General features: G+C 39.7%; 17 protein-coding genes. 4 read left to right on the forward strand and 13 right to left on the reverse strand.

Going from position 1 to position 17,279, the window contains the following annotated elements:
* Nucleotides 1-19 precede the first annotated feature (19 nt).
* The 4 genes from BGO42_RS11590 to BGO42_RS11605 all read left to right on the forward strand — a co-directional run bounded on the left by BGO42_RS11590 (nucleotide 20) and on the right by BGO42_RS11605 (nucleotide 3,640).
* Nucleotides 20-727, forward strand: a complete 708-nt coding sequence (locus tag BGO42_RS11590) for a tRNA1(Val) (adenine(37)-N6)-methyltransferase (protein ID WP_273244526.1) — start codon at nucleotides 20-22, stop codon at nucleotides 725-727.
* A 263-nt stretch (nucleotides 728-990) separates the two neighbouring features.
* On the forward strand, nucleotides 991-2,169 hold the full coding sequence (locus BGO42_RS11595) for an acyl-CoA dehydrogenase family protein (RefSeq protein ID WP_177730175.1): 1,179 nt from the start codon (nucleotides 991-993) through the stop codon (nucleotides 2,167-2,169).
* A 96-nt stretch (nucleotides 2,170-2,265) separates the two neighbouring features.
* A complete protein-coding gene (locus tag BGO42_RS11600; protein WP_273244523.1) occupies nucleotides 2,266-2,760 on the forward strand; it encodes a DinB family protein in 495 nt (164 codons plus the stop codon).
* Nucleotides 2,761-2,854: 94 nt separating this feature from the next.
* Nucleotides 2,855-3,640: a DUF3050 domain-containing protein gene (locus BGO42_RS11605; protein ID WP_273244522.1), complete on the forward strand. Its 786-nt coding sequence runs from the start codon at nucleotides 2,855-2,857 to the stop codon at nucleotides 3,638-3,640.
* A gap of 32 nt (nucleotides 3,641-3,672) precedes the next feature.
* Here the strand turns inward: BGO42_RS11605 and BGO42_RS11610 are convergent, their stop codons facing one another.
* The 13 genes from BGO42_RS11610 to BGO42_RS11670 all read right to left on the reverse strand — a co-directional run bounded on the left by BGO42_RS11610 (nucleotide 3,673) and on the right by BGO42_RS11670 (nucleotide 17,257).
* Nucleotides 3,673-4,689: a hypothetical protein gene (locus BGO42_RS11610; RefSeq protein WP_177730181.1), complete on the reverse strand. Its 1,017-nt coding sequence runs from the start codon at nucleotides 4,687-4,689 to the stop codon at nucleotides 3,673-3,675.
* Nucleotides 4,667-6,292, reverse strand: a complete 1,626-nt coding sequence (locus tag BGO42_RS11615) for an NAD(P)-binding protein (protein WP_273244520.1) — start codon at nucleotides 6,290-6,292, stop codon at nucleotides 4,667-4,669. Before BGO42_RS11615 ends, BGO42_RS11610 begins: the two co-directional genes overlap by 23 nt.
* Nucleotides 6,270-7,748, reverse strand: coding sequence for a polyamine aminopropyltransferase (locus BGO42_RS11620; protein WP_273244518.1), 1,479 nt, complete (start codon nucleotides 7,746-7,748; stop codon nucleotides 6,270-6,272). The genes BGO42_RS11615 and BGO42_RS11620 overlap by 23 nt, the downstream gene beginning before the upstream one ends.
* 31 nt (nucleotides 7,749-7,779) lie before the next feature.
* Entirely contained in the window at nucleotides 7,780-7,995 is a 216-nt protein-coding gene (locus tag BGO42_RS11625) for a DUF350 domain-containing protein (protein WP_177730188.1), read from the reverse strand.
* Nucleotides 7,996-8,202: 207 nt separating this feature from the next.
* Nucleotides 8,203-9,435 (reverse strand): DUF4178 domain-containing protein, encoded by a 1,233-nt coding sequence (locus BGO42_RS11630; RefSeq protein ID WP_273244516.1) that lies wholly within the window; start codon nucleotides 9,433-9,435, stop codon nucleotides 8,203-8,205.
* A gap of 3 nt (nucleotides 9,436-9,438) precedes the next feature.
* On the reverse strand, nucleotides 9,439-9,801 hold the full coding sequence (locus BGO42_RS11635; RefSeq protein WP_177730192.1) for an S-adenosylmethionine decarboxylase family protein: 363 nt from the start codon (nucleotides 9,799-9,801) through the stop codon (nucleotides 9,439-9,441).
* A gap of 94 nt (nucleotides 9,802-9,895) precedes the next feature.
* Nucleotides 9,896-10,228 carry a 2Fe-2S iron-sulfur cluster-binding family protein gene (locus BGO42_RS11640; protein WP_177730194.1) on the reverse strand — a complete coding sequence of 111 codons (333 nt, stop codon included), beginning with the start codon at nucleotides 10,226-10,228 and terminating at the stop codon, nucleotides 9,896-9,898.
* Between the two features lie 40 nt (nucleotides 10,229-10,268).
* The gene (locus BGO42_RS11645; RefSeq protein WP_177730196.1) at nucleotides 10,269-11,327 is read right to left on the reverse strand and encodes an NAD(P)/FAD-dependent oxidoreductase; all 1,059 of its coding nucleotides are present in this window, start codon (nucleotides 11,325-11,327) and stop codon (nucleotides 10,269-10,271) included.
* A 179-nt stretch (nucleotides 11,328-11,506) separates the two neighbouring features.
* Nucleotides 11,507-11,746 carry a NifU family protein gene (locus tag BGO42_RS11650; protein WP_177730198.1) on the reverse strand — a complete coding sequence of 80 codons (240 nt, stop codon included), beginning with the start codon at nucleotides 11,744-11,746 and terminating at the stop codon, nucleotides 11,507-11,509.
* Nucleotide 11,747: 1 nt separating this feature from the next.
* Nucleotides 11,748-12,878 carry an Mrp/NBP35 family ATP-binding protein gene (locus BGO42_RS11655; protein ID WP_177730200.1) on the reverse strand — a complete coding sequence of 377 codons (1,131 nt, stop codon included), beginning with the start codon at nucleotides 12,876-12,878 and terminating at the stop codon, nucleotides 11,748-11,750.
* 326 nt (nucleotides 12,879-13,204) lie between these two features.
* Complete coding sequence (locus BGO42_RS11660) at nucleotides 13,205-15,616, reverse strand: ABC transporter permease (protein ID WP_273244510.1); 2,412 nt, start codon at nucleotides 15,614-15,616, stop codon at nucleotides 13,205-13,207.
* A 165-nt stretch (nucleotides 15,617-15,781) separates the two neighbouring features.
* A complete protein-coding gene (locus tag BGO42_RS11665) occupies nucleotides 15,782-16,525 on the reverse strand; it encodes a head GIN domain-containing protein (RefSeq protein ID WP_273244508.1) in 744 nt (247 codons plus the stop codon).
* 18 nt (nucleotides 16,526-16,543) lie between these two features.
* A complete protein-coding gene (locus BGO42_RS11670; protein ID WP_273244506.1) occupies nucleotides 16,544-17,257 on the reverse strand; it encodes an ABC transporter ATP-binding protein in 714 nt (237 codons plus the stop codon).
* Nucleotides 17,258-17,279 lie beyond the last annotated feature (22 nt).

A 17,279-nucleotide genomic window follows, 5' to 3' on the forward strand; every position in this document is an offset into this window, starting at 1 on the left:
CACCCCTCATCTTATTATTATGTTCGAATTCAAGCAGTTCAAAATAGAACAGGACAGATGTGCTATGAAAGTAGGTACAGACGGTGTTTTATTAGGCGCCTGGACTCCCGTTGAACACCATCCTTTCAGCATACTCGATATTGGCGCCGGAACCGGCTTAATAGCTCTTATGCTTGCACAGCGTTCTTTTGCAGAACAGGTTGATGCCTTTGAAATTGATGAAGAAGCCTACGAACAGGCTGTTGAAAATTTTGAAAACAGTCCGTGGAACGATCGTTTATTCTGTTACCACGCTGCTTTGGATGAATTTGTTGCGGAAATTGAAGACGAATACGACTTAATTGTTTCCAATCCCCCTTTTTATACGGAAGATTATTACTCCCAGAACGAACAACGCGACACCGCTCGTTTTGAAGACGCAATGCCTTTTGAGGATCTGGTTGAAGCTGCCGCAGTGCTGCTTTCGGAAACCGGCATTTTTTCCGTGATCATTCCTTTTAAAGAAGAAGAACGTTTTATTGCCCTGGCAAAAGACTGTGACTTGCATCCTTTTAAAATTACCCGTGTTAAAGGCACACCGGCAACCGCTGTTAAACGAAGCCTGATTGCTTTTAGCAGAAATCCGGAAACAACCTTAAGCACTGACGAACTGGTTATTGAAATTTCCCGTCACAATTATACTCCGGAATACACCGAACTGACGAAAGCGTTTTACCTGAAAATGTAATTCCTTTTCAGCCTTGCTGCAACAGGCAACCATCACCCAAACATATCCAGCATACCGGTACTGCATTCGCGGCACTACTTATTATTGTGACAAATAACACAATAAATACCGATTATCACAAATACTGTTTTTTAAAACAACTTCTGTCAATTATTCCTTCGTTAAGAGTCTTAAATTTCGATTGAATATATAATTATAACAATACTGTCACTTGAATAGTTGATTTTGTTTCCTTACTTTTGTCAACCAAAATTATAAACAAAATGAGACCAGACTTATTTCAAGCTCCTGATTATTACCAATTAGACGATTTATTGACGGAGGAACATAAATTAGTTCGTGATGCAGCACGGGCATGGGTAAAACGTGATGTGACACCTATTATTGAAGAATATGCTCAAAAAGCAGAATTTCCGAAACAATTAATTAATGGTTTAGCAGAAATCGGAGGTTTTGGACCTTATATTCCTGTTGAATATGGTGGTGCCGGATTAGATCAGATTTCTTACGGTTTAATCATGCAGGAAATTGAAAGAGGTGATTCTGGTGTTCGTTCAACATCATCTGTTCAGTCTTCATTAGTAATGTATCCTATCTGGAAATACGGTAATGAAGAGCAACGCATGAAATATTTACCAAAATTAGCGACCGGTGAATTCATTGGCTGTTTCGGATTAACAGAGCCTGATCACGGTTCGAATCCGGGTGGTATGGTAACCAATTTTAAAGATATGGGTGACCATTATTTATTAAACGGTGCTAAAATGTGGATCTCTAATGCTCCTTTTGCTGATATTGCAGTAGTTTGGGCAAAAGATGAAACCGGAAGAATTCACGGATTAATCGTGGAAAGAGGAATGGAAGGTTTTACAACTCCTGAAACACATAACAAATGGTCTTTAAGAGCTTCTGCTACCGGAGAGTTAATTTTCGACAATGTAAAAGTTCCTAAAGAAAACTTATTACCCAATAAATCCGGATTAGGTGCTCCGCTAGGATGCCTTGATTCTGCACGTTACGGAATTGCCTGGGGTGCTATTGGTGCTGCTATGGATTGTTATGACACGGCATTGCGTTATGCAAAAGAGCGTGTTCAGTTTGACAAACCAATCGCTGCAACACAATTACAACAAAAGAAACTGGCTGAGATGATTACCGAAATCACAAAAGCACAATTATTAACCTGGAGATTAGGTGTATTGAGAAACGAAGGAAGAGCTACTTCTGCCCAAATCTCAATGGCCAAAAGAAATAATGTGGATATGGCTTTAACAATTGCACGTGATGCACGTCAGATGTTAGGTGGTATGGGTATTACCGGTGAATACTCTATCATGCGCCACATGATGAACTTAGAATCTGTTGTGACTTACGAAGGAACACATGACATCCACTTACTGATTACCGGTATGGATATTACCGGTCATGCTGCTTTCAAATAGTAGTCTTACAATGCTATAAAAAAAAGAGTTCTTTCCGGAACTCTTTTTTTATCCCCAAACTCTTCATAGCTTTGAATAAACAAAAAACAAATAGTTATGAATCTAAGCGAGTTTTTAATGCCTGAATTTCAGCATGAAATGGCCAGTACCCGAAAAATGCTGAGTGCCTTACCCGAAGCCGAACTGGATTTTAAACCACACGAAAAAGCAATGAGTCTGGCGGAATTAGCCAATCACCTTGCCGAAATACCAACATGGATTCCCATTACTTTACTGCAACCGGAACTGGATTTCTCGACGCTTAACTATACCCCGACCAACTACAGAACGGTGGCAGCGCTTTTAGAAGCTTTTGATGCCAATGTAGCGGAAGCCCAAAAACTACTCCAGGAAGCCCAAAATGAAACGTTTCAGGAACAGTGGACCATGCGAAACGGTGAAACGGTTTATTTCACCCTGCCCAAAATGTCTGTTTACCGGATGTTTGTCATGAACCACACCATTCACCACAGAGGGCAAATGTCGACCTACATCCGATCCGTTGGCGGCAAAGTACCCGGAATGTACGGACCCACAGCCGATGAAAACTAAGAATCACAATAGTTTATAGTTAAATTAATAAAATCAATGTTAAAAGCTTCCCCCAAAACGGGAAGCTTTTTTATTTTTGTAGCAAACTTTTACCATGAATATAAAATCTGTCAACAAAAAAATACAGCCACAAAGGGACATTTTATTGAGCCATCCTTTATACAGTCAGATCCAGAACATAGATGACTTACATTGTTTTCTTGAGGGTCATGTTTATGCTGTTTGGGATTTTATGTCATTGCTAAAGGCATTACAGTCCAAACTGACCTGTACGACCACACCCTGGTTTGCGACCAAAAATCCGGAGACCCGCTATCTGATCAACGAGATCGTTCTTGCTGAAGAATCGGATTTATCTCTGGACGGCAAAAGGCTGAGCCATTTTGAAATGTATCTCGATGCGATGCACGCCTGCAATGCAAACACCAGCCAGGTTAATGCTTTTCTGGACAATGTGATCCGTACGCAGAATATTTTTGTATCCATCAAACAAAGCGATCTGCATCCTGACATAAAGGCATTTCTCGATTTTACTTTCCGGGTTATCGAAGAAGGCAAGCCGCATGAAATTGCCGCTGCATTCACTTTCGGAAGAGAAGACCTGATCCCGGGAATGTTTACCGCTATATTGAAACATTTCCAGGCGAATTTCCCGACTACCGATCTTTCCAAACTGATTTATTATTTTGAAAGACATATTGAGCTGGATGCCGACGATCACGGTCCTATGGCTATGCAAATGATTACGGAACTATGCGGTGAAGACAATCAGAAATGGAAAGAAGTGGAAGCTGTTTCCATACTTGCACTGGAAAAACGCATCGGCTTATGGAACGCTATCGAAGCACACATACACCAGAAGCATCTTGCTACAACATAAAACAGAAAAACATCCCTTGGGGATGTTTTTTTTTATTTTGATTTCCATATAAATCCGTCCAGTACATAATGGGTAAACTGCGGAACGGCAAGCAGTGGTACCAATACAAAATGAGCCGCTGTAAAGTCCATTCCACGCATCGAGAACTGTTCGTTCCAGACCGCTATTTCCCATATATATTCTTCCAGAAAGGCAATTAAAAGCAGTATTCCCAAATAGAAAACAACGCCTTTAAATTTCGTGAGATACGACATCGCTCCCCATAAAGCAGTACCTTTTCCGTCAATCTCTTTCAAAAAAATCAATGCCATATATGGTATGCCGTGAGAAACCACATTGAGCATCGTAAAGATCAGATCGTTATTATAGTACACTATACCAAAATACCAGGATAAGGCAGTTCCGGCGATTATTGCATTTTTGGGGATATTAAAAAAACGGTTTTTCCATGCCTTATAACTTACACTGAGTACGTAAACGACTAGTATTAAAAAGTAGAACACCCGGAATATTTCCAGCAAACCTTCATTTTCAAACTGCAAAAACTCGTTTGGCATAAACCAGTTGAAATTTCTTTCCGGGGAAAAGAACCAATACAACATCGGGTAGCCTGTAACGGTATAGATTACCAGGCTGTCAAAATATTTGTTTCTCTTTAATCTGGGTTCATTACGGGAATATAGCCGCATAAATCCATACTGCTGCCTTATAAAATGAAAAACAGCCACATACGCCAATACCGACCAAAAAACCCGGCTGCCAAAGGAGAACAGGACAAGCCCTATACAAAAGCACAGCACCGGCAATCCTATCATCAGTTTTTTTCGCTTCTGAAATTCAGACGAAACAAAATATGTTTTAAATAATGTGGCATAAACATGGGCCACGTCAATAAAAACGATCAGAAAAAGCCAGATATAAAAAGAGTGCTTCGCTTCTATTTCCAGCAGCCATTGCTGACCTAAAACAATAATGCCCAAAACCAAAAAAGAGGGCGCTAAAATAAATATAGTATCTGTTTTAGCTCTATGTATCCAGGGCTGCATCATCTATGATTGTATTAACTACATTAATTCCCTGATGAAAAGCTTCTTCAAAAATTGAAATACCGGATAAATCCGAATGGGCAAAATAGATCTTATTTTCGATTGGCTGCTTTGCTGCCGCTTTGGCTTTGCCAAACAAAAATCCCGGAACCGGACTTATCATCCCATGTCCTAAAAGATGTATTTCCATTTCTTCAATATTATCTTCAATATCAGGATGGGCAATTTTTAAATCCTTAATAACCATTTGTTTCCAGAATTCTTTACTTTTCTTATACATTTCCCTTCTGCTTTTACCGGAATCGGAAGCAGAAAAACTGTAATAGTAGGTAATTACCTTTCTGGACTGTAATTGCTGTAATGACTGGTGCTGGTCATAGATATACCCCAATCCCTCAGCGCCATAAATCACATTATCCCAACACAGCGGATAGCTGTAATTATCTGAAAGTTCCCTGACAACGAGTGTCGCCAGCAGCCACGGCGCATAATGAAAAGCCTGCGCTATGGGTTTTCTGTCTTTCAGCAAATACTGGTTTACAAATTGGGGGGTGGCTAAAATAACTTTATCTGCCAGTATTTCTATTGTTTCTTTCGTTTCATCACTATACACCCTGGTTACAACTTTATCATTCTGAATCGTAATATTATGGGCCAGATGTCTTTTTAAGGTTTTTCCATCGACATATTGCTTTAAATGAGCTGCCAATCTTGCATTACCTTCGGCCCACGTTAGTACATTTTCGACTTTATCAGAAGTTGCATCGTGTTTTCTTGCGGCAAAATAGTGTATGCCGGCCCAGGCAGAAACAAATTCAATTCCATATCCGAAATCGTCTCTGCAGCAATAGTCTACATAATTTAATAACGGTCCGGCAGTAAATCCGTTTTCACCGAGCCACTGTTTCATCGTTATGTTATCAAAATCCTTAGCATATTTTTCATTGGAAGACTGCGCTAACGGAATATCAAAAAGGTATTTTCCATCCGATCCTTTTGCGGTTCTGAAAAAATCCATTTTCTCAAAAAACAACTGAAATGCTGTGTTCTCTCCGGCCGTGTTTCCTGATTTCGGAACAAGGCTTTCCTGCCAGCTGTTTTTATAATACAGCCGTTCCTGAGGCGAAAACGTTAATTGTTCTTCATCAAATACCGGATATCCCTTTTCATCATAACGGACAATAATCTGTGCTTCTTCCAGGAATGCCAACAATTCTTTATCACTGAAATTAGGTAGGGGCAGGTAATGTGCTCCCAACGGATATTTTGAGTATTTGTTCTCACCGTTTGACGAGTTTCCGCCTACATGATTTTCCAATTCAACGATTAAAAAATCTGTAATTCCTTTTTTAGCAAATTGCCGGGCAGCACTTAAGCCTGCTATTCCGCCGCCAATAATAAGATATGGTGTTGTAATCGTTCTTACCGGTTTTGGAAAATCATTAAGCCTTAGCCGGTGTCCTAAAATATGGTTTGTTCCGGAAAGGCGGATCATGAAGTTAATGACTTTCTCTTTACAGGATTGTAAAACGGAAACCAATAATACGGATGTCGCTATTCCTTTTATAAATGTTCTTCTTGAACTATAGTTTCCCCCACTCTTCATCGAAATAACGTACTAAAATCTGATTATCAAGACGATTGATCTCTACCGAATTTGCAATCATATCTTTTGAAAAATAATTCAATTTATGAAACTGATAGTTATAGAACCGCAATCCGTTTACTTTTCTGTTTACCTTATCAAAAGAGGTTGCAAAGCTATTTGCGGCTATCGTATAGCCCCATTCTCCGAAGGAAGGCACATAGGCATGGTAGGCATCCACCTGAGGAAAGATCTCTTTTACCGTTTTATTGATACACCAGAATGATTTGGGTGCAAAGTAAGGCGACGTTGTCTGTACTACAACGACCGCATCTTTTGAAAGTATATCGTGCAGTGATTTATAAAAGTTTAAGGAGTATAATTTGCCCAAACTATAGTTAGACGGATCCGGAAAGTCAATAATGGCCACATCAAACTTTTCTTTGCAGTTCTTTGTCCATATATAGGCATCCTGGTTAAACACTTTAACTTTTGCGTCTGTTAAGGAATGCTGATTGAAACCGGTCAGTATTTTATTGGTTTTAAAAAGTTTTGTCATCCCCTCGTCAAGATCGACCAGGGTAATGTTTTTCACGTCTTTATATTTTAGTATTTCCCTTACAGCCAGTCCGTCGCCACCGCCTAAAACGAGTACATTTTCCACTTTTTTTGCTGCAGCCATTACCGGATGCACGAGTGCTTCATGATAGCGGTATTCGTCGGCAGAGCTGAATTGCAGGTTGTTATTGAGGTATAATTTGTAATCGCTTTTGTTATGTGTCAATACGATACGCTGGTATGGGGTTGAACTGGTATAGACAATATTTTCACCGTATAATTTCCCTTCCGAAAAAGAAAGAATCGCTTCCGAAAAAAGAAATACCAGAAGCAGGAATACGAAAGAGCCTATCGCTTTTGCTTTAAGGAGATAAGGGCGTTTCAATTCGTTTTTTAAAACAAAACACAATACGATGGCAATACTAACATTGATCATTCCAAAAAACAGCGAGGTTCGCATTACACCAAGCTGCGGCACCAGAACCAGAGGGAATAATATCGAAGCGAGTAAAGCGCCTATATAATCGAATGTAAAAACATTAGACACCAAATCCCTGAAGGCTACCTTATCCTTCAGGATATTCATTAAAAGCGGTATTTCCAGACCAACCAGGCATCCTGTTACAAATACCAGAAGGTATAAGATAAACTGGAAGTAATCGACACTTTCAAATAATAAAAACAGGATTACCGAACTCAGTCCGCCAATTAATCCTACCAGGATCTCAATCTCTACAAAAGTATTGAGCAGGTCTTTCCGGATAAATTTTGAGAAGTAAGAGCCTATTCCCATTGAAAAAAGGTACACTCCAATGATGAACGAGAATTGTTTAACCGAATCCCCTAAAAGGTAACTGGCCAGTGTTCCTGCCACCAGCTCGTATACCAGGCCGCAAGTGGCAATTGTAAATACAGCCATTAGCAGCAGAAATTCAAATTTCAGGTACTTTTTACCCATGTATTGCTGCACTAATAATCATTGATATTCCAATTATAAATGCCGCAAAAACGATGGCAACGGCAATATTATTTTTCTGAACAATTTCTTTCCACGTGTTTTCCGGGGTTAATTTTTCAATGACAAAATAGGCTCCCAAAAGGATCAGTACTCCTAATAGTGAGAAAACAACAGAATTTAAAATCGGTTTTAATGTGATAAGATCCATATATTTTTATTTTTAAAACTATTTATGATAAAAACGTCCAACGTGTACCCTGCTTCCGTTACTGCTTCCGTATTTTTCTGTTGCAACACAGTCACAGATCCTGTTTCCGGAGAATATAAACTGTAAATACAGCAGATAAACGGCTAGTGCAACCAGCAAAGACCATTTATTATTTTTTATAAAGCTTACAATACTATCCATCTGAAATTAATCGTTTATATAAGGGGAATTCACACTTTCTGCCCATCGCTGTTTTTCAAAATACACGCTTAAATAATACACGATAACCAGAAAAACAATGATTGTTATTACAATTACCCAGACATTCCACATGGAGGCCTGATTCCAGACAGCGGTAACCCTCATATAGGTATTACTATTGTCTTCGGGTGCTTTTTGAGGCGTAATGGTCAAGTGATACTGTCCGGCACTAACGCCACAGATACTGAAATCCTCCGATTTATCTCCTTCAGACCAGTTTTCACCATCGGTATAGCCGTGATAATATTCCACATCTTTATTGGCGTAAATTTCTTCACTTGTTTTTTCATTCACCAAAGCTACCTGAACGTTAGCCCAGGAGTTATCTACTTCTGAAAAAACCGCAACCGTTAAAGGTGCTGCTCCTCCTTTTAAAGTAAAAGAAGGCGATATAAATTCTTTATTATTAAATTCACTAAAGTGAAGGTCCTTGCTCACAACAACATTTTCCTCCCTATCGTTATAAACAAACAGATGGGTTAACAGTATCAGCAGCATACAGGAACACAAAATAAGCGCCAGGTTCCGGATATTAAAAACAAATGGCTGTACGATTCCAATGCCAACAGTTGCAGGCACATAATCCGCTTTAAATGCCTTCTTTATTTTACTTTTTGAAATATGTTCGCCGGTGAATACGGTTTTTTCACTATTTATATTTTCTTTCGAAATAATATAAGGTGGCGCTATGTGCTCTGTCATTCTTATTGCCTTTACCGGCAATTCAAAATCAAAATAACCTTCTGCTGAGGCAATTGTAGCACTGGTACTTTCATACAGGCTATACGTAACATCATTATAGGTAATATGCTTCAGTTTCGTGCTTGCCAAATGCGCGTCTTCTGTTTCTTCCAGCAATATCCAGTGTCCGTTTGCTTCAGATAAATACCGGAAATTTCCGGCTGCATCCGTTAGTATATATTCCGTCCAAAAGAAATTTTCGGGTATGTTTTTTACAATAATACCCGTTATGGTATACTCGACATTCTTCAAGGTTCCTTTCTGCCCCACTTTCAGTCCGTCATATTCCCGCTTGTAGCTGTATTGTTTTCTAAAAACAAAGTCACCCTCTTTATTGGAAAGGTACACACTTTTACAGCCAGGACAGACAAACTGCACTACTTCAAAATTCACATCAATATCCGTAGCAGTATCACACTGATAACACGTTACTTTCATAAATTATCTGTTAATTTCAAAATCTTTAATAATATCCGCACGAAAGTAACTGATATAATCGTTAGCAATATCTTTAACTTTTCCGGAATTGTCCTGAAGATAATTACACAGGTAAATATCGATTGTCAGCTGATGGAACTCCGGCCAGGTATGAATGCAAATATGGGATTCTTTCAGACATACTGCAATTGTAAAACTATTATTTTCGAAAGAATGTGTTACCAGGCCTACTTTTTCCAGATTATAGGTTTCCAGAATTTTTTCGGTAAAATCGGCAAAACCCCGGGCATCTTTAAGGATACCGTCGTCCTGTACCGAAAGTGTGAGCAGTTTATGTAAACCGGGTGAATAGGAAGTTTGAATCATTAATTTAATCCCTAAAGGGAAATTTTATAAATACTGTAATTATACGGAGTACTTTATAAAATGTTACAAAAAAAAGCGAAGAAAAATCTTCGCTTTAATATTCCGGTGCTAATTCCACCGCTAATCCGTCTAAATCTTCGGTGATGTGAATCTGGCAACCCAGTCGGCTGTTTGGCTTCACATTAAATGCTTCCGACAGCATGGCTTCTTCGTCATCGCCCATTTCCGGGACCGCTACATCGTTTAAGATATAACACTGACAAGAGGCACACATTGCCATTCCACCGCAGATCCCGATAGTGCCTTCCGGTGCCAGCTCATAGGCTCTGACCAGTTCCATGATATTCATATTCATGTCTGTTGGTGCCTGAACCTCGTGCGTAGCGCCTTCTCTATCGGTAATTGTTATCGTTATATCCTGCGACATTTCTTTTCTGTTTACAAAACAGGCTACAGCCCGTTTATTTCTAATCTATCGATTTTACAACTGCTTTTTCAGCTTCTTTACGGGTACCGTCGAAACCGTCCACACCGCTAACCGTTGTATATTTTAACACATATTTTTTACCCGGATTCAGCTTGTTATATACACTCTGACACATCAGCGTAGCTTCGTGGAAACCGCATAAAATCAGCTTTAATTTTCCAGGATAAATATTGATATCGCCAATAGCGTAGATGCCTTCAATATTTGTCTGGTAATCCAGTGCATTGTTCACTTTAATCGCGTTTTTCTCGATTTCCAGTCCCCAGTTTGCAATTGCGCCTAATTTAGGTGTTAATCCAAACAGCGGAATAAAGTAATCCGTAACCACATTCATCCGGGCACCGTTAATTTCGATATCTACCGATTCAACTCGTTCCGAACCTTTAAATCCGACAACTTCTCCCGGTGTAACCAATTTGATTTTTCCCGCTTTTTTCAATTCCTGTACTTTTTCCACAGAATCCAGCGCACCTCTGAACTCGTTTCTTCTGTGAACCAAAGTCACTTCCGAAGCTACATCGGCCAGGAAAATACTCCAGTCCAATGCCGAATCGCCTCCTCCGGAAATAACCACTTTCTTGTTGCGGAATTTTTCCGGATCTTTTACAAAATATTCTACACCTCTGTCTTCCTGTTCGTAGAATTCCAAATCTTTCAGGATTGGTTTTCTCGGCTCAAAACTACCCAAACCTCCGGCAATCGCAACGGCTTTTGCATGATGCTGCGTTCCTTTATCGGTGGTAACGATAAACGTACCATCTTCCAGTTTTTCTATAGTTTCTGCTTTTTCATTCAGCGTAAAACCAGGCTGGAACTGTTTGATCTGTTCCATCAGGTTGTTCACTAAATCTCCCGCTAAAACGGACGGGTATCCGGGGATATCAAAGATTGGTTTTTTAGGATACAATTCTGTTAATTGTCCTCCGGGCTGCGGAAGACCGTCAATGATATGGCATTTTAATTTTAAAAGTCCTGCTTCAAAAACAGCGAAAAGTCCTGTGGGACCTGCGCCAATAATTAGTATATCTGTTTCAATCATTATTTAATGGATTTTTAAGGACACAAAAGTCCTTAGAATTATTTTCACATTCTATGACAAATATCAAGAAATCTAACAATGGAAAGCATTAAAAAACTATACAGGATAGGATCCTGAAAGCAAAAAGAGTCCCAATTTTCAATATTGTTATCGAAAATTGAGACTTAAATATCCTGAACTTATGCTACATTAACCACAGTCTCGATCTGTGGAGCATATTTTTTTATAGTTGTTTCAACTCCGGCACGCAAGGTCATCTGATTCACGCTACAAGCTGTACAAGCGCCTTCAAGGCGGACTTTCACATGCTTATCATCTTCGATGTCAATAAGTGTGATGTCACCTCCGTCTGAATTCAGGAAGGGACGAATCTCTTCCAGTGCTTTCTCAACGTTTAATTTGATTTCTTCTGTTGTCATTTTATTTCTTTTTTACAGCTGAACATCCAGCCATCGTGGTAATTTTTATTGCTTCTGTAGGAGGCAGACTTTCATTTCTGTCTACTACTTCCTGTACTACGGAACGCGCTAAGTCTTCAAATGCTTTTTCTACCGGAGAAGCGGTCTGTAAAGCCGCCGGACGACCGTAATCGCCTGCTTCCCTGATACTCTGAACAATTGGAATTTCTCCTAAAAACGGCACCTGTAAATCTTCTGCCAGGTTTCGCGCACCTTCTTTTCCGAAGATGTAGTATTTATTATCTGGTAATTCTTCCGGTGTAAAGTAGGCCATGTTTTCAATAATTCCTAAAACCGGAACATTGATGCTTTCTGCCTGGAACATTGCCACACCTTTTTTAGCATCGGCCAAAGCGACTGCCTGTGGCGTACTTACCACTACCGCTCCGGTAATAGGCAGTGACTGCATCAGGGATAAATGGATATCTCCGGTTCCCGGTGGTAAATCCAGTAACATAAAGTCTAATTCTCCCCAATCGGCATCAAAAATCATCTGGTTTAATGCTTTTGAAGCCATTGGTCCTCTCCAGATTACTGCCTGATCCGGATTTGTAAAAAATCCGATGGATAGTATTTCCACGCCATAACTCTGAATTGGTTTCATTTTTGATTTGCCATCCACTTCAACAGAAATAGGTCTGGCCTTTTCAACGTCAAACATGATAGGCATCGACGGTCCGTATACATCGGCATCCAGGACACCAACTTTAAAGCCCATATTAGCCAGTGTTACCGCTAAGTTAGCCGTTACAGTAGATTTTCCTACTCCCCCTTTTCCAGAAGAAACAGCAATAATATTACTGATTCCCGGAATTGATTTGCCTTTAATTTCCGGTTTTTCAGGGGCTTCAACTTTTATATTTACTTTTACTTTGGCTTTATCGTAAACCTGCTCATGAATTACTTTCATGATATCCACCTCAGCACGTTTTTTGATATGCAGTGCCGGCGTATGCAACAATAAATCGACTACAACCTCATCTCCAAAAGTGATTACATTTTGAACAGCACCACTTTCAACCATATTTTTACCTTCTCCAGCTATGGAAATGGACTCCAATGCTTTAAGAATTTCTTTTCTATCTAATTTCATTATATTATTTTCTTTAAGTCGTTTATTAAGACTGACTCTATCTTGCAAAGATAAGATGAAAAGTTCTTAAAATAAAGATAAAGAATTGTATTTGTTTATAGTGCGATAGAGTTGTTTCTCCCCGGTCATTATCCCTCCAAAACCACCGTAATTACAATAGTTACCAGCTGTTTCCCCATGCTCCTTTCCTGCTGAAAAGATTTTCAGGCAATTAAAATTCACTTAAAAGTTCACATTTTATCATCAAAACTGCCCTTTCTTTAAAAAAAATGCTGTGACTGAAAAAATCCAGTCACAGCAAAAGGTAGTTATAATAATAGCCAATACTATTCGTACTTCAGGTATCGCAATACATCCACCCGCGTAGCCTGATAGGCTTTCGAAAGGACGATCAGCAGTGTTAAAAACATCAGCACCAGGAATCCGATAATGAAAGGACTCACCGCGATCGTTATTCGGAACGCAAAGTTTTCCAGCCATTTATTGAGCAGATAGTACACCGGGAAAGTTGCTGCAACAAACCCGATTATTCCGAAAATAAGGTATTGCAAAGACAGTTCTTTCAGCAATGTTTTGGTTTCGGCACCCAATGTTTTGCGAATGGCAATTTCTTTCATTCTTCTTTCAATCGAATAGGATGCCAGTGCAAATAATCCGAATAACGCGATCAATATCACCACTCCGTTTAGCAAGGCAAACAGGTTTCGTTGTTTGACATAGGCGGCATAGGTTCTGGCAAATTCCTTGTTTACAAAATCATATTTAAACGGGTAATCCGTATCTACTTTTTTGGTCCAGAATTTTTCCAGTGCTGCTATGGTTTTTTCCATGTCCTCCGGTGACATTTTAACATACACCCGGCTCATGGTTTTACCCATCCATGGAATGGTTTTAATGTGGAAGAAGACCATAGGCGGGATTTTTTCGTGTAGTCCGAAAAGGTGGAAATCATCGGCAATTCCTACTATTTTAAGTTTGTTGCCATTCCATGAAATTTCTTTTCCTAACGGTTCTTTCTCGTTTAGCCTGTCCAGTGCTGTTTTATTAAGGATCACCGAATCAATCGTATCTGATGCAATACCCGGCGACAGGTTTCTACCTTCCAGCATTTTGATATCGAGCATTTTCAGCATTCCAAAATCGATTGCCATATTTTGTCCCTGGACCGCCACATCTTTATAGTTAAATCCGGATGTTGAGGTTGCTCCGCTGCCGCTGAAATTAAAAGTTCCTGCCGAAACGTCCTGCACGCCTTTAATTTTCATCAGCTCTTTTTTAATGGTGGCATAGCGTTCAAAATTCCCTTCGTTGCTGGTTCTTCTAAAAGAAATATCAATAACCTGATTTCCCTGAAAGCCCAGTTCTTTGTTCATCATGAAGTTCACCTGCTGGTAAACAATATAGGAACCTATTATAAAAAAAGTGGCTATCGTAAACTGAAGGATCAGCATTCCGTTTCGCAGCCATACTCCGTTCTTACTGCGTCCGAAATTTCCTTTCAGTACTTTCAGGGTTTCGAAATTGGATACATAAACTGCCGGAAAAATTCCGGCCACCAAAATAACAACCAGCACAATGCCCAGTAACTGTAAATAAAACTGGCTTCCTTCCAGCTCAAGCGATTTTTCTAAAAAGGAGTTGTAATACGGCAACGATAGTTCCACTAACATAAGCGACAACACCACGGCACAGCAGACCACTAAAATGGTTTCGAAAACAAATTGCTGTATAATTTGTTTTTTAGTAGCTCCGATAATTCTTCTGACGCCTACTTCTTTGGCTCTTTTGATGGCATTTGCCGTTGTCAGGTTTACATAATTAACGATGGACAATACTAAAATAAGTACCGATAAGCCGATCATGATTACCAAAAACTGGTAGTTTCCTTTTTTCTCCGGGAGAATACTGACATTCTCATTAAGCCTTGCCGTTTCTAACGAACTGAGCCCGGATTTGGTAGCACCATATCTTTTTACAAATTCCGGACCGCTCAATCCCTGCTCTTTAGCCATTTTTAAAGTGGTGTTCTCATAATATATCCTGTCTATTGTTTTGATCACCGCAGCTGTTTTTGCCGGATTTTTTAGTTTCAGCAACAGTCCATAATTATAGTTGCCCCACTGGTCGCTATTTTCCTGCAGGCTTGATGCGATCAGATTGGTAACAACTTCCGGTGCCAGTGACGATTTCCCGGGAATGCGGTACACGCCCCGGATCATAAAAATTCTTCCGGAGTATTCTACCTGTTTTCCTAACGGCTCTTCCTCTTTAAAGAGCAGCCTGGCCGTGCTTTCTGAAATCGCCATACTATTGCCATCCTGTATAGCCGTTTTCGGGCTTCCTTTGACAAATTCAAAAGGAAAAAAGGAAAAGAAGTTGCTCTGGGCATCAATAATTTTATTGATTAATTCTTTTTTGCCTTTGTAGCTTACAATTTCCTCATAATACCACGGATTGTAATAGCAATAGCTATCAATATCCTTAGACGTTTTGATTACTATCGGTCCGAGCGGAGCCGGATTGGAGGCCCAGATACCGGCATCGCCCATATCGTTAAACACTTCAAATATCTTTTCTTTTTCCGGATTCCAGGCATTGTACGAATGTTCCTCATTCCAGTACAGGATCGCAAAGATCAATCCCGAAATTCCGATACTCAGCCCCAATACATTCAGTATTGAGAACAGTTTGTTTTGTTTAAAATGATAAACAAATATTTTTAACCAGTTTAAAATCATAGTTTTATATTTTTAAGGAAGCACCTTATTGCTCAGCCATGTACTGCTTCACAAACCGGAATTTCTGTCCACAATTGCATTCCCGGGCAAAAGCATTCAGGGTGTTCAACAGTACTACAGCCATTGTTATTTTCAGTGTTCTCATTTTATCTTTTCTGAACCTTCCTATTCGGCTGAAATTTTACCCAAAGTTGCTTTTTGCTGGCTTATATTTTTAGGTGTTCCGTAATATTTAACAACAGCCGTTGAATTAGCCGATACATCCAGCGAATTCTTTACATTTACCGTAACCACTGCGGCACTTTCTGCCTTTACCACAGCATTTTGTACCACAAGGTCTTTTGCTTTACAAAACGAACTGCTGGCGGTTTCAAGTTTCATATTTTCGGCTTTGCCGGTCACTTTCAGAGTGGAGGCACCGGAAAGATTTGCGCCGAGATCTTTGGTTTCAATATTTCCTTTAAAAGTTGCCGCCGAATTGAGTTTCAATACCGCTTCTGTAGCTTTTATGTTTCCGGAAAATACCGCCCCGGAAGCCAGATCAACAACCGCTTTTTTAACCGTAATGGTGTTTTCTGACGAAAATCCGGCACCGGAATCAATTTTAAAAGACGATACATTGGGTGCCGTTACCGACACTTTTAATACCTGGAAATTGGTTGAGCCTTTTTTGGACTGCACACTGATTTTCAGTGTTTCACCTTTTACGGCCGTAACTATCTGCTTTAATTTATCTTCATTATCGGATTCCACTTTTACTGTCGTGGTATTCCCTTGTGTAAAAAACACCTGAACGCCTTTGGAAACTTCAATTTTGGTAAAACCGGCAATCGCTCTGTTTTCGGAAACCTGGGCATTACAAAGTAATCCTACAAGTCCTATCGTTGCTGTAATAATAAATCGTATCATGGTTGTGTCTGTTTAAGGTTAGTTTTCTTTTGCGTCAACAAAGACGTCTACATTTCTGGAATTGTTTTTTTCGGTAAGAATGGTGCCGTCTTTCATGTAAATTGTTTTCTGCGAGAAAGAAGCGTCATAATCCGAGTGGGTCACCATTAGTATCGTGGCTCCTTTTGCGTGCAAATCGGTCAGTAGCTCCATTACTTCATTTCCGTTTTTACTATCCAGGTTTCCGGTAGGTTCATCGGCAAGGATAATTTTAGGGTCGTTAATTAAAGCTCTGGCTACGGCTACACGCTGCTGCTGTCCGCCGGAAAGCTGCTGCGGATAATGTTTTAAACGGTGTGAAATGGACAGTCTTTGCGCTATTGCTTCAACTTTTTTCTTTCTTTCGGCAGCATTCACATTGTTATAAATCAGCGGCAGCGCTATGTTATCATACACCGAAAGCTCATCGATCAGGTTAAAATTCTGAAAAATAAACCCGATGTTTTGTTTTCTCACTTTGGCTTTCTCCACTTCTTTTAAGCCGTTGATTTCCTGATTCAGCATCAGGTAACTGCCGCCGGAAGCGCTGTCCAAAAGTCCTACAATGTTTAGCAATGTCGATTTCCCACAGCCGGAAGGTCCCATAATGGTCACAAAATCGCCTTCATTAACCTGTAAGGATATTCCGTTTAAGGCGGCTGTTTCGACTTCTTCCGTTCTAAAAACTTTTGAAAGATTTTCGATTTTTATCATAACTGTTCGTTTATTGATTGAT

The organism is Flavobacterium sp. 40-81 (genome assembly GCF_001898245.1).
GTDB classification, from domain to species: domain Bacteria; phylum Bacteroidota; class Bacteroidia; order Flavobacteriales; family Flavobacteriaceae; genus Flavobacterium; species Flavobacterium inviolabile.